This is a genomic window from Streptomyces venezuelae (assembly GCF_008642375.1).
GTDB lineage: Bacteria > Actinomycetota > Actinomycetes > Streptomycetales > Streptomycetaceae > Streptomyces > Streptomyces venezuelae_G.
In genome coordinates this window covers 1,454,358-1,466,562 of sequence record NZ_CP029194.1, presented here as the reverse complement: position 1 = coordinate 1,466,562, position 12,205 = coordinate 1,454,358, and the positions used below count along the sequence as shown (strand labels likewise).

Sequence of the window (12,205 nt, the reverse complement as noted above, 5' to 3'; positions counted from 1 at the left end):
GGGGATGATTCCTCATGGGACCCTTTAGGTAATCTATCGATTCATGCTGGATGTACGCCGCCTCGACATGCTCAGGACCGTCGCCGCCCGGGGCTCCATCACCGCGGCCGCCCAATCGCTGGACCTGACGGCCGGCGCCGTGTCCCAGCAGCTGGCCGCGCTGCGCAAGGAGGTGGGTGTCGACCTCCTGCGCCCCGACGGGCGCACCGTGACGCTGACCGCGGCCGGCCGGGTCCTCGTCGAGCACGCCGACCGGATCCTCGCCGCCGTGCGGGAGGCCGAGAGCGCCGTCGCCGCGGTGAAGGGCGCCGTGGGCGCGGCCGCCACCCTCGCAGCTCTGCCGTCCACCGTCGCCCGCATCGTGGCCCCCGCGCTGACCGCACTGGGGGAGCGCCACCCTCGGCTCACCGTCACCTGTCTCGTCACCGACCAGGCGCAGCTGCGGGAGCTGGCACTCGGCACCGTCGACGTCGTCCTCGGGCAGCGGTACCACCACCTGCCGGAAGACACCCCCGGGGGCGTCGAGATCACGCCGCTGCTCGACGACCCGCTGCTCGTCGTCACCGCGGCGGACCGGGCCGGCGAGCGGCCCGTCGCCCTGAGAGAACTCGCCGCCCACACCCTCGCCCTGCCACCGTCCGGCACGGACTGCGGGCAGGCCGTCCTGCAGGCGTGCCGCCAGGCGGGCTTCGCACCCACCGCGCGCTACGTCACCGCCGACATCTCCGCCCAGCTCGCCCTCGCCCGCGCCGGCCTCGCCACCGCGCTCGTCCCCCGGACGGCCGTCGAGCCGGATGCACCCGGAATCCGCACGGCGTCCATCGAGGGCCGCCCGATCGTTCGCCGGCTGTTCGCCGCGACGCGTCGGACCGAGAGCGCGGACCCCACGACGGCCGCCGTCGTCACCGCGCTGCGCACGGCCGCCCTCGAAGGCCGGGAAGGTTCCGCTCTCACCGACGGTCACGAGCGGCGCGGAGCCGCAGCCGGCGCGAACGCGAATCCGGAGAGCGGACGGACGCCCGGGGACCCCGGTTCCGCCGCCGGTCCCGGGGCTTCGGAGAGCGTCCGTATGACGTGACGGGCGGACGGACGGACGGGTCCGCGCCGCCTCCGGGGGATTCCGGCGGAGGACTGTTTCCGCAGAGGGCGGAGGTGCGCGAGCGCCTCCGCCCTCTTCCGTTCCCGCCGTTCGACCGCCCGCGGGAACCGAGTCGTCATGTTTCGGCCAGACGGTTCTCGGCCTGTCGTGCGAAGGGCGATACCAGACCGGGCCGCACTCCGGGTAAGTTTGCCAACTGCGCACCGCACATGAACGGTTGACGACTACAGTGTGTGGTTGCTGATCATCGGTACGCTCATCGCACCCTCGCAGTACCCCGAGCACGACACCCCGTACGACACTCCGCACGACACCCCCGTACGACCCCCTGAACGACTCGTCCCAAGCACCCCGCAGTCCACCCCCTGTTCCCCGCAGTACGCCGATTCCTGGGCACGTACCAAGGACACTCATGTCTCAACTTCGCGCACCCGCCTCGCGGTCCGATCGACGCGAGGGCGGGCGGCACGGCCGGTCGGGCGCCCGCTCCGCCTCCGGCACCCCCGGCACCGCCCCGGCGCAGACGTCCGCGCCGCTTTCGACGGAAGCCCGCATACGCCCCCAACTCCTGCGTACCTCCGTGCTCCCCGCCGTCGCGGTGGCACTGGGCGGCGCGGCGGCCGTCCTCTTCACCATCCGCTCCACGGGAGCCAGCCCCACGCCCGGCCTCTGGGCCGCGCTGACCGGCGCGGCCGCCCTCACCGTCGCCTCCGTGACGGCCGCCGCGCTCGGCGCCGACCGTGCGGCCAAGGCGGTCCTGGACCGCTGCAACGCCCTGCGCCGATCCAGCGCGCGCGGCCAGAGCGAACTGCGTACGGTCGTCGAACAGTTGCGCAGGGGGGAGGGGCTCCCGCCCCGTCCCGCACTGCCGTCCGGCCCCGCGACAGGCGACGAATTCGACCTGCTGTCACAGGAGTTGAACCGCTCGCACGAGGCCGCCGTGGCGGCCGTCGTCCAGGCGTCCCGGCTCTCCAGCAGCGTCGGCAACGAACAGAAGGTCGAGGTCTTCGTCAACCTCGCCCGGCGCCTGCAGTCCCTCGTCCACCGCGAGATCCAGCTCCTCGACGAGCTGGAGAACGAGGTCGAGGACCCGGAGCTGCTCAAGGGCCTGTTCCACGTCGACCACCTGGCCACCCGCATCCGCCGGCACGCCGAGAACCTCGCCGTGCTCGGCGGCGCCATCTCCCGCCGCCAGTGGTCGAACCCGGTCACCATGACCGAGGTCCTCCGCTCCTCGATCGCCGAGGTCGAGCAGTACCCGCGGGTGAAGCTCGTACCGCCGATCGACGGTACGCTCCGGGGCCATGCCGTGGCCGACGTCATCCACCTTCTCGCCGAACTCGTCGAGAACGCGACGCTGTTCTCCGCACCGCACACGACCGTGCTGCTGCGCGCCCAGTACGTCACGGCCGGCCTCGCGATCGAGGTCGAGGACCGCGGCCTGGGCATGCCCGTCACCGAGCAGAACAAGATGAACGCCCTGCTCGCCGACCCCGACCAGGTCAACGTCGCGCATCTGCTCCAGGACGGCCGCATCGGTCTCTTCGTCGTCTCGGCGCTCGCCCGCCGGCACGGCATCGCCGTACGCCTCCAGTCGAACATCTACGGTGGCGTCCAGGCCGTCCTCGTCCTGCCGCAGGGCCTCCTCGGCGCCGACCCCGAGGGCCTGGCACAGCACGAGCGCCAGGCCGCCGCGGCCGTCGGCTCCCCGGCGGTCCCGCAGGGCCAGGTGCAGATGCAGCCCCAGCCCCAGTCCCAGCAGCAGGCACAGGCACCGGAGCCGGTCCAGGCCCCCGAGCCGGTCCACGCACCGGCACCTGCCCACGCACCGGCCCCGGTCCAGGTCCCGGCCCACGCCGAGGTCCCGGGCTCCGACCGGCGCGAAGGGCACTACGAGGCACCCCGCACGGTCCCGGCGCACGCCCAGGCCTCCGCGCCGATGGCCGCTTCCGCTCCCGCGCCCTCCCCGGAGCGGGTCGCCGCACGTCACGAGGACGCTCCGTCGTCCGACCCGCTCGCGTACCCCCGTACGAGCACCCACCTGAACGGCCACCTCAACGGCCACACCGACACCGGGTCCACCCCCTCGATACCGGCGCAGTCGCTCGGCGCCGAGCACCAGGCCCCCCTGCTGCCCCCGGCGCCCGTGGCTCCTCGGGCCGAGCCCTCCGGCCGGCCCCTCCTGCCGAAGCGGCGCGCCCAGGAGCACCTCGTCCCGCAGCTGCGCGACGAGCCCGCGGTGCGCAAGCCCGAGGACCACGCCCTGCACGACCCCGGTCTGATGGCCGCCTTCCAGCGCGGAATCGGCCTCGCCGAATCCCAGCCCGCCCCCCACGAACCGCTGCGTCCAGGCGACGCGCACAAGGAGTAGATGCACCATGGCGAGCAATGTGCCGACCGGCCATTCCTCGGATCTCGACTGGCTGCTGAGCGGACTGGTCCAGCGGGTCCCGTACACCCGCAACGCCGTTCTGCTCTCCTCCGACGGCCTCGTGAAATCCGTCCACGGCCTCGACCCCGACGCCGCCGACCACATGGCGGCCCTGGCCTCCGGGCTCTACTCGCTCGGCCGGAGCGCGGGCGCCCGGTTCGGCGACGGCGGCGAGGTCCGCCAGGTGGTCGTGGAGCTCGACTCCACGCTCCTGTTCGTCTCCACCGCCGGCTCGGGCACCTGCCTGGCCGTCCTCGCCGGGCGTGAGGCGGACGCCGCCGTACTCGGCTACGAGATGGCGATGCTCGTCAAGAGCGTCCGGCCGTACCTGGTCACGCCCGCCCGGCAGGCAGCAGGAGCGGCGGGTGGCATCGGGCAGTGAACGTGACATCCCATCAGGAAGGACCCTGGCTCGACGACGCGGCGGGCCGGCTGATCCGGCCGTACACCGTGAGCGGCGGCAGGACCAAGCCCAGCACCACGCTGGACCTGCTCTCGATGGTGATGGCGACCGGCTCGATCCCGCAGGCGCACATGGGCCCCGAGCACAGCCTGGCACTCGGGCTGTGCGACGGGCCCACCTCGGTGGCCGAGATCGCGGCGCACTTACGGCTGCCGGCCGTCGTCACCAAGGTCCTGCTCTCCGACCTCGTGGACTGCGGGGCGCTCACCGCCAGGGCCCCCCGGTTCCACGCCAACCCAACCGACCGTTCCTTGCTGGAGGCAGTGCTCGATGGCCTACGACAACGGCTCTGAGCGCCACGAGAGTTTCGCGTCCGACCCCTTCCCCACCGCGCTCAAGATCCTCGTGGCGGGCGGGTTCGGCGTGGGCAAGACGACCTTCGTGGGCGCGGTCAGCGAGATCGAACCGCTCAGCACCGAGGAGCTGCTGACCTCGGTCAGCGCGGCCACCGACAGCCTGGAGGGCGTGGAGTCCAAGACCACGACCACTGTGGCCATGGACTTCGGGCGCATGACGCTCGACGACCGCCATGTGCTGTACCTGTTCGGCACCCCCGGGCAGGAGCGTTTCTGGTTCATGTGGGACGAGCTCTCCGAGGGAGCGCTCGGCGCGGTCGTCCTCGCCGACACCCGCAGGCTCCAGGAGTGCTTCTCCGCCGTGGATTTCTTCGAGCGGCGGGGCATCCGCTTCGTCGTGGCGGTCAACGAGTTCGACGGCGCCTACCGCTACGAGCCGGACGAGGTACGGGCCGCGCTCGACCTCAAGCCGGAGGTGCCGGTCGTCGTCTGCGACGCCCGGATCTCCAGCTCCGGCATCCGGACCCTGCTGACCCTTGTCCAGCATCTGATCACCAACATCCCGGCCACCGTGCCGAGCTTCGGAGCCACGTCATGACCTACGACCCGACCGGTCATCTCCTGCTGACCCCCATCGACAAGGACGCACCCGCGCGGGTGCAGCGGCTCCGCGAACTCGGGCTCGGGGAGCGGCCGGACGCGGCGTTCGACGAGTTCGCCCACCGGCTCGCGGACGTGACCGGGGCCCCGTTCTCGATGGTCAACTTCATCGACGAGAACCGGCAGTTCTTCGCCGGGCTGCACACCCCCGAGGGCACCCACTCGGGCAGCGACCTGGGCGCCGCCGCGGCCAACACCGGTGGCGTCGGCCGCTACATGGCCCGCGACCACGGCTACTGCCCGCACGTGGTGGTCCGGCGCAAGGCGCTCGTCCTGGAGGACGTCTGCGACTACCCGCGCTTCGCGGGGAACCCGGTCGTCGACGAGATCGGGATCCGCTCCTACATGGGGGCGCCGCTGATCGACCGTACCGGCGTCGCGCTGGGCACGATCTGCGTGGTCGACACCGACGTCCGGCCGTGGGGGCGCGCCGGTCTGGAGACGATCAAGGCGATGGCGGCGGAGCTGGTGGAGCAGATCCACCGCCGCGAGGACGGCATGTACTGACCCGTACCGACGGGAAGACGGCCGGGGCCCCGGTACGGCGACACGCGCCGTACCGGGGCCCCGGCCGTTTCCCCGCGCCCGCTCAGGCGTGCGCCGGTTCGAGCTCCGGGGTGCGGACCAGGTCGGAGAGCCGCTCCGACCAACTGCCCTTGTCCTGGCCGAGGGCGACCTCGGCCAGGCGCAGGAGCTGGATGTCGGAGGTGCCGGCCGGGGCGAAGATGTGGTGCGCGTCGCGGAGGTACCGCTCGATGGACCGGTCCGTGAAGAGACCGGCGGCGGCGTGGATCTCCATGGCGTTGCGGCCGGAGTCGATCGCCGACTCGACGTTGACGAGCTTCGCGTTCATCAGCTCGGCGTCGCAGGACAGACCCTGGTCGAGCAGGTGGACGGCGTGGTACGCGGCGAGCCGGGCCGTCATCAGCCGGGACTGCATCTGGCCCAGCTTCAGCTTCACCGTGGGCAGGTCGTGGAGCGGCTTGCCGTAGCGGATGCGCTCGGAGGCAAAGCGGGTCGTCTCCTCCAGGATCGCCTGGTGGATGCCGAGGGAGACGGCGGTGAGGTTGGCCCGTCCGTACAGCACGCTGGAGGAGTACGCGACGGAGAGGCCGTCGCCCTCGTCGCCGAGGCGGTTGGACGCCGGGACGCGGCAGTTCTCGAAGATCAGCTCGCCGAAGCTGAAGCCGTGGAGCCCCATGGCGGGCTGCTGCGGACCGGTCCTGAACCCCGGCCGATCGGATTCGACCAGGAAGGCCGTGAGTCCCTTCGAACCGGGGCCGGTCCTGACCACGACGCCGTGCAGGTCGCCCACGTGGCTGTTGCCGACGAAGACCTTGCTTCCGTTGAGGATGTAGTCGTCGCCGTCCCGGACGGCGCTGGCACTCATGCCGAGGACGTGGCCGCCGGACTCGGGCTCGGTGACCGCGATGGTCGGCAGGCACTCGCCGGCGGCGACGGCGGGCAGCCATGTCTTGCGCTGCTCGTCGCTGCCGAAGTGGACGATCTTTGCGGTGCCCAGCTGCGAGGCCTGGACCATGGCGCCCATGGCGCCGCTGACCCGGGAGAGCTCCTCGATGATGATCGTCTTGGCGAGGTGGCCGGCGCCCATACCGCCGTATTCCTGGCTGATTGTCGCGCCCAGCCAGCCCTGCTCGGCGATGAGCCGGGAGAGCTCGTGATGGACCGTCCGCGACGCTTCCATCTCGGCTATTCGTGGCCGAACCTCACGCTCTGCGAAGTCTCGGACTGTTTCCCTGAGTTGATGATGCAGTCGACTGCTGAAGTAGCCGTCCATTCGAGCCTCCCCTGCGAAACGCCTGCTCGCTCTGTCGACCGGGCAGGTGGTGCATCGGCAGTGGTCCCGTCCCGAACAGGCCGACGTCTTCATGGTGTTGATCTTTCCGGGACGGAGCAATATCGCCACGACTTTTGTCCGAAACACGAGCTGTTGACGATTGAAACTGACTGTGTTTCGTGTGGTGTTGGCCCCCTTCTGCCGATCCGGAGTCCATTCCCCGTGGGCATCTTTCTGCCACATGCCAACGGCAACGGATCCCGGGGCATATGGTCATGAGCCGTCCGAGGTCACCACATGCGCCCCTTCGCCATCATGGAGGCGACATTCCGCATCCTGTCCGACCTGGCCTCCGCCCCGGGAACACGGGCCTCGCCCCCGCCCTCCCCACTCCACGCACCCGCGCCACGGGCGCGCGAGCGCATTCAGGGGCGCGCGGAAGCGTTACGGAGAGTGAGCGTTTCAGCACCAGCGCGCGCCCTCGCGCGGGCGCCGGAAAGGGTTCGTGACCACCATCGAAAGTGCGGTATTGTTCTCATGCGCGTTCGGCCAGGGGAAACCCCAGGTCAGACGGGCACCGGGACGTGGCGCAGCTTGGTAGCGCACTTGACTGGGGGTCAAGGGGTCGCAGGTTCAAATCCTGTCGTCCCGACTTTTCGAAGTCGCAGGTCAGGGGCCGTTTCAGAGAGATCTGAAACGGCCCCTTGATCGTTTTTGGGGACCACTTGGGGACCAACTTGCCTTGACCGGTCAGCGGGCGACCATGATCGGGCTCGGCAGGGAGCGCGGCGCGCGTAGCACGCTGAGGTGCGCCGAGAGGGCGGCGCCGGCGGCGGTGATCTTGTGCACGTCGGGGTGCAGGTACCGCTGAGTGGTGGTCAGCGAGCCATGGCCGGCGATCTTGCGCAGGACGTGCACCTGGACTCCGGCGTCGGCGAACCAGGTGAGTCCGGTGTGCCGGAGGTCGTGGCGGCGAAGGTGCTCGAAGCCGAGCTTCATGACGACGTCGTCCCAGTGGGTCGCGTCGCGCAGGACCGCGGTGGAGATGCGGCCGCCTCGGGGTCCGGTGAACATGCGCGCGTCGGGATCGGGGCCGGCGGCCAGGACCCGCTGCGCGACGAGGGGGCGGATCTCCTCGATGATGGGGACATGGCGGGCCCGCTTGCCCTTCGTTCCCTTGTCGACGAGGCCGCCGGGAGCGGGGGTGGTCTGGCGCCGGACGGTCCAGATCCAGTTGGTGGTGTCGATGTCCCCGACCCGGCAGCCGGAGACCTCGCCGATGCGTGCGGCCGTGCACGCGGCGAAGAGGACGACCTCACCCCAGCCCCGGTACTCGCCGTGGGACGCGGCCACGAGCGCGTCGGCCAGCTCGACGAGCGCCTCCCAGCCGGGGAGGGCCAGCGCTCGCGGGTCGAGGAGCTCGTCCTCGGCCTGCTTGTAGAGCTTCTGCCAGCCCGTCACGCGGGCCGGGTTGACCTTGATGATGCCGTCCCGGACCGCCTGCTCCATGACGCGGACCAGGACGGCGATGGTGTTCTTGACGGTCGAGCGGCCGTGCTCGTCGGCGATCCAGTTCTGCACGGTGCGGTCGACGGCGCCGTTGGTGATCAACCGGACCGGGAGATGGCCCATTGCCGGGACCACGCGTACTCGCCAACCTGAGAGATAGGGGTCGCGTGTCTTCAATTCCAGTCCGCGCAATGCGAGTTCCATGTTCGCGTCGCCGTAGTCGGCGAGTTTCATGGTGGCCACGGAGGGCGCGAGGCCGGCTTCCGCGGCCTCGATGATGGTCTGGATCCACGCCTGTGCTTCTTCTTCGCTGTCCTTTCCCTCGGACACGGACTTCCGGCGCTTGGTCGTGGGGTCGAACCAACGGACGCGGGCGCGGTACGGGTTCGCCCTGTTGGGCCTGTACTCGACGTCCGTGGAGAGGCGTACGCCGACAGGAACGGTTTCTACATGGGCCATCAAGCCGCCCGGCTGGGGGCGATGCGACGGCTGTGCAGCCATTCCTCGATGTCGGCCGCGCTGTACATCACGACTCGCTCGGAGATGGAGACGAACGGAGGGCCTTGGGGCGGCTGAGCGGTTCGCCAGCGGCGCAGGGTGGAGGTGTCGACGCGGAGGCGAGTGGCGAGGTCCTTGGTCGAGTACCAGGCGCTGGCGAGGAGGGGCGGACGGCTGGTGGCCGGGTCGCCTTGGGAGTGGAGCGTGGGGTGCGCGGTGGCCTCCATGGCGGCGTGCGGTGCGGCGGGGTCCGTGGGGGATGTGGGCTCGTGGGGCAAGGGCGAACGATCTCCGGGGACGGAACACTAAACGGATTCGTACGAGAGTCCAGGGGTGGACAGCACAGTTCGCGAACGGAGAACGCATCGTGTGCGGGCGTGAGCCTGTCGATTCGGACCTACTTCCCGAAGATCCGCTGGCGCTTCGTGGGTGGATGAGGGGAATCAATCGTCCTGGGAATCCCCGGTTTCCCTAACCGGGGTTTTGCCGCTATGTATGACCGCCGCGAGCACTCTCGAGGTCCGCCGCAGGCGGTCAGGCCCGATGGCAGGCCGTGCTTGGACCGACACCCACTGGCCGTCCGCTCAGTGCAGCCCGACCATGGGTAAGCGGCCCTCGCGCTGCTCCTCGTCCTGGGCCGTTCCTGCTCTCGTGGCCCGGAGGCGGGGCAGCGGAGCCATAGGGCGCGACCAGCGCCGCCCGTACACTCGACGTGTGCGTATGACACCGTCCGTTCGACTGGGTCTGCTCGTCGCGATCCTGGCTGCGGCGGCCGGTTCCCTGCTCCTGTGGAGCCCTCAGCGCCTGCTCTCACAGGGGATCACCTCTGACGTTCCGCCTCTCTGGGCTGGACTCGCCTTCGTGATCGTGTTCGCGATCGGCACCCTGGCGTTCTTTCCGAAGCCCGTGCTCAACGTCGCGGCCGGGGTCCTCTTCGGCGCCCCCGAGGGACTGTTGCTGGCCGTGGCGGGGACGACGCTTGGCGCGGTCCTGGCCTTCGGGCTGGGACGCGGGCTCGGGCGCGAGGCGCTTCAGCCGTTCCTGAGGGGGAAAGTGCTGACCGCGCTGGACCGGCGGCTCACCGAGCAGGGCTTCCGCAGTGTGTTCCTGCTGCGCGTCGTGCCCGGTGTTCCCTTCCCCGCAGTGAACTTCGCCGCCGCCTTCTCCGGGGTACGACTGCGCTCCTTCGCCGCCGCCACGGCGTTGGGCGTGCTGCCCGGTACTGCCGCCTACGTAGTCGCCGGGGCCTCCGCCTCGACACCGACCTCGGCGGCGTTCCTGATCTCGGTAGGGGTCATGGTCGCGCTGACGGCGCTCACCGTCGTCTCGATGTGGCGGACCCGGCGGGCGGTCACGGCGGCGTCCGCCCACGGTGTGGCCTGACGGGGCGGATCAGCGGGCCGCCGCACCCTCCGCGAGGTCCGCTTCGCGGAATGATCAGGACGCCGCGTCGGCGTCTTCCATGGGCCGGGGTCCGGTGGTCGCGCCTGTTCTCCGCAACCGGCTCATGACGCCCTGTGCGCCAAGAGACTCCTCTGCTGCCGTCGCTGTCCATAGCGGGTCCGTCCCTGCGGCTTGTACATCGACAGGGCGGTCGCCAGCAGGAGTACGACCAGCGCCGCGGCGGACTGGATGACGAGCTGGGTCCGCAGGCCGGCGAGGGTGTCACCGGACCAGTCCGGCGCTGCCGCCGCGCTCGCGATGTGGCTGATGGGCGGCATGTGGAGGAGCAGCGCGCCGGTCGCGAGGACCGTGATCGCGAGCTTCACCGTCACCCAGTAGTAGCGCAGGAGGCCCCACGTCGTCCCGAGTGAGGACGCGACGCCGGTCGCCAGCGAGGCGAAGCAGAGCGGGACGATCACGTACCAGCCGGTCACGCCCATCGTGACGTACACCGACCGGACCGTCAGTGCATCCTTCGCGGTCAGTCCGGTCACGGCCAGGGCGAGGAAGACGGCGACCGCGCCGAACCAGCCGACGGAGGCTGTCACATGGGCGGTGAGGGCGAGCTTGCGCACCCGTGGTGACATCGGCATCAGCCGTGGCCTCGCATGCCGCCGCCCGCGAGGTGCAGAGCGAGGAAGGCCACGACGAGGATCGCCGCGCCGATCAGGAGCGCGGTCACCCAACGGGGGCGGGGAGCGTGCGGGGGAGGGGTCTGGTCGGACATGGGAGACTCCGATGCGTGCGGGAACGTGACGACCGGGTGGTGCCGGGCCGCCCACTTTTTCGATACAGAGTGTCTCTGTCAAGTCATGGTGTCACGCCATCGTCGTCCCGTACATTGTGGGAATGCCGAAGCTGTGGAACGAGACGATCGAGGCGCACCGCAACAGCGTGCGGGACGCGACGCTCGACGCGGCCGCCGCACTGGTCGCCGAGCACGGCCTGATGTCGGTGACCATGTCGCGGATCGCCCAGGAGACCGGCATCGGAAGGGCGACGCTCTACAAGTACTTCCCGGACGTCGAGTCGATCCTCGTCGCCTGGCACGAGCGGCAGGTGGCACATCACCTCGAGCAGCTCGAAGCCGTGCGGGATCGCATCACGGACCCCGGGCGGCGGCTCCATGCCGTCCTGGAGACCTACGCGCTCATCTCCTACGAGCGATACGAGCGTCATGGCCACCACGGAACCGACATGACCGCCCTGCTCCACCAAGGGCCGACCGTCACCCAGGCCCACGAGCGACTCCGGGGGCTCGTCCGGGACCTAGTCGCCGAGGGCGCCACGGGCGGAGCCCTGCGCGCCGACGTCGCCCCCGACGAGCTCGCCGCGTACTGCCTCCACGCGCTCGGCGCGGCTGCGGGGCTCCCGTCGAAGGCGGCGGTGCGGAGGCTTGTCGCTGTGACACTGGCTGGGCTGAGTGCTGAGGCTCATCCTGTCCCAGCCGCCCCGCCGGCGGAGGCGGAGGACAGCCTGGCCCATGGCCATCATGGCCACCACCGCCACGGCTCCCACTGACGTTCCGCATACCCCCTCTCCGTATGATGAGCGGGTGGAATCCGACGTGAAGAGGCGCCCGAGGGCGGCGACGTGGTGGAGCCGGTTCGTGCTCGCCGCCGCGCTGTTCGTCGGCATCGTGCTCATGCACGTCCTCGGCCATCCCGGCGAGCACGCAGACTCCACGCACGTCTCCGGCGGGCACGTGGCCGCCGCGATGGAGCACGTGGTCGCCGATGCGGGCCACGCGACCGCCCCGGCCCCCGCGCACGGGGCCGGCGTCGCAGCTGTGTGTCTGGCCGTGCTCGGCGCAGGGATCGGCATCCTGCTGGCGTTCCGTGGCGCGCTCGTACGCCGACGCCGCCGAGCCGCCGCGCCTTCGGCGATGCGGCTCGCCTACGCCCTCTGTGCGATCCCGCCGCCCGAGTCACCCCAGTCCCTCCTGACCCGCTTCTCGTTGTTGCGCATATAGGCAGACCGGCCGCTCCACGTCATGAGCGGAACGTCG

General features: G+C 70.7%; 14 protein-coding genes and 1 tRNA gene. 10 read left to right on the top strand and 5 right to left on the bottom strand.

The features are described from left to right. Positions 1-43 precede the first annotated feature (43 nt). The 6 genes from DEJ46_RS06490 (at position 44) to DEJ46_RS06465 (ending at position 5,456) form a co-directional block, all read left to right on the top strand. Positions 44-1,078, top strand: coding sequence for a LysR family transcriptional regulator (locus tag DEJ46_RS06490; protein WP_150264600.1), 1,035 nt, complete (start codon positions 44-46; stop codon positions 1,076-1,078). Positions 1,079-1,511: 433 nt separating this feature from the next. Continuing rightward, positions 1,512-3,470, top strand: a complete 1,959-nt coding sequence (locus DEJ46_RS06485; protein WP_150264599.1) for a sensor histidine kinase — start codon at positions 1,512-1,514, stop codon at positions 3,468-3,470. Between the two features lie 7 nt (positions 3,471-3,477). Continuing rightward, positions 3,478-3,912 carry a roadblock/LC7 domain-containing protein gene (locus tag DEJ46_RS06480; RefSeq protein WP_150264598.1) on the top strand — a complete coding sequence of 145 codons (435 nt, stop codon included), beginning with the start codon at positions 3,478-3,480 and terminating at the stop codon, positions 3,910-3,912. Further along, the gene (locus DEJ46_RS06475) at positions 3,909-4,286 is read left to right on the top strand and encodes a DUF742 domain-containing protein (RefSeq protein WP_411757724.1); all 378 of its coding nucleotides are present in this window, start codon (positions 3,909-3,911) and stop codon (positions 4,284-4,286) included. The genes DEJ46_RS06480 and DEJ46_RS06475 overlap by 4 nt, the downstream gene beginning before the upstream one ends. Beyond that, entirely contained in the window at positions 4,264-4,887 is a 624-nt protein-coding gene (locus tag DEJ46_RS06470) for a GTP-binding protein (RefSeq protein ID WP_150264597.1), read from the top strand. The genes DEJ46_RS06475 and DEJ46_RS06470 overlap by 23 nt, the downstream gene beginning before the upstream one ends. Beyond that, positions 4,884-5,456 carry a GAF domain-containing protein gene (locus tag DEJ46_RS06465; RefSeq protein WP_150264596.1) on the top strand — a complete coding sequence of 191 codons (573 nt, stop codon included), beginning with the start codon at positions 4,884-4,886 and terminating at the stop codon, positions 5,454-5,456. Before DEJ46_RS06470 ends, DEJ46_RS06465 begins: the two co-directional genes overlap by 4 nt. An 82-nt stretch (positions 5,457-5,538) precedes the next feature. On the opposite strand, the gene DEJ46_RS06460 is transcribed toward DEJ46_RS06465, so the two are convergent. After that, a complete protein-coding gene (locus tag DEJ46_RS06460; protein ID WP_150264595.1) occupies positions 5,539-6,747 on the bottom strand; it encodes an acyl-CoA dehydrogenase family protein in 1,209 nt (402 codons plus the stop codon). Between the two features lie 578 nt (positions 6,748-7,325). Here DEJ46_RS06460 and DEJ46_RS06455 point away from each other — a divergent pair. Beyond that, positions 7,326-7,399 (top strand) — tRNA-Pro (locus DEJ46_RS06455). A gap of 98 nt (positions 7,400-7,497) precedes the next feature. Here DEJ46_RS06455 and DEJ46_RS06450 read toward each other — a convergent pair. Both DEJ46_RS06450 and DEJ46_RS06445 read right to left on the bottom strand, forming a co-directional pair. Next, positions 7,498-8,715, bottom strand: coding sequence for a tyrosine-type recombinase/integrase (locus tag DEJ46_RS06450; RefSeq protein WP_150264594.1), 1,218 nt, complete (start codon positions 8,713-8,715; stop codon positions 7,498-7,500). Then, positions 8,715-9,032, bottom strand: coding sequence for a helix-turn-helix transcriptional regulator (locus DEJ46_RS06445; protein ID WP_223834541.1), 318 nt, complete (start codon positions 9,030-9,032; stop codon positions 8,715-8,717). Before DEJ46_RS06445 ends, DEJ46_RS06450 begins: the two co-directional genes overlap by 1 nt. Before the next feature lie 442 nt (positions 9,033-9,474). Between DEJ46_RS06445 and DEJ46_RS06440 the strand changes: the two genes are divergently transcribed. Continuing rightward, the gene (locus tag DEJ46_RS06440) at positions 9,475-10,137 is read left to right on the top strand and encodes a TVP38/TMEM64 family protein (RefSeq protein WP_150274167.1); all 663 of its coding nucleotides are present in this window, start codon (positions 9,475-9,477) and stop codon (positions 10,135-10,137) included. Positions 10,138-10,259: 122 nt separating this feature from the next. Here the strand turns inward: DEJ46_RS06440 and DEJ46_RS06435 are convergent, their stop codons facing one another. Then, the gene (locus DEJ46_RS06435) at positions 10,260-10,790 is read right to left on the bottom strand and encodes a hypothetical protein (protein WP_150264593.1); all 531 of its coding nucleotides are present in this window, start codon (positions 10,788-10,790) and stop codon (positions 10,260-10,262) included. After that, positions 10,790-10,924 carry a hypothetical protein gene (locus DEJ46_RS40465; protein WP_263411746.1) on the bottom strand — a complete coding sequence of 45 codons (135 nt, stop codon included), beginning with the start codon at positions 10,922-10,924 and terminating at the stop codon, positions 10,790-10,792. The genes DEJ46_RS06435 and DEJ46_RS40465 overlap by 1 nt, the downstream gene beginning before the upstream one ends. Before the next feature lie 122 nt (positions 10,925-11,046). Between DEJ46_RS40465 and DEJ46_RS06430 the strand changes: the two genes are divergently transcribed. Both DEJ46_RS06430 and DEJ46_RS06425 read left to right on the top strand, forming a co-directional pair. After that, positions 11,047-11,718, top strand: a complete 672-nt coding sequence (locus tag DEJ46_RS06430; RefSeq protein ID WP_150264592.1) for a TetR/AcrR family transcriptional regulator — start codon at positions 11,047-11,049, stop codon at positions 11,716-11,718. A 34-nt stretch (positions 11,719-11,752) separates the two neighbouring features. Further along, complete coding sequence (locus tag DEJ46_RS06425; protein ID WP_150264591.1) at positions 11,753-12,169, top strand: DUF6153 family protein; 417 nt, start codon at positions 11,753-11,755, stop codon at positions 12,167-12,169. Positions 12,170-12,205 lie beyond the last annotated feature (36 nt).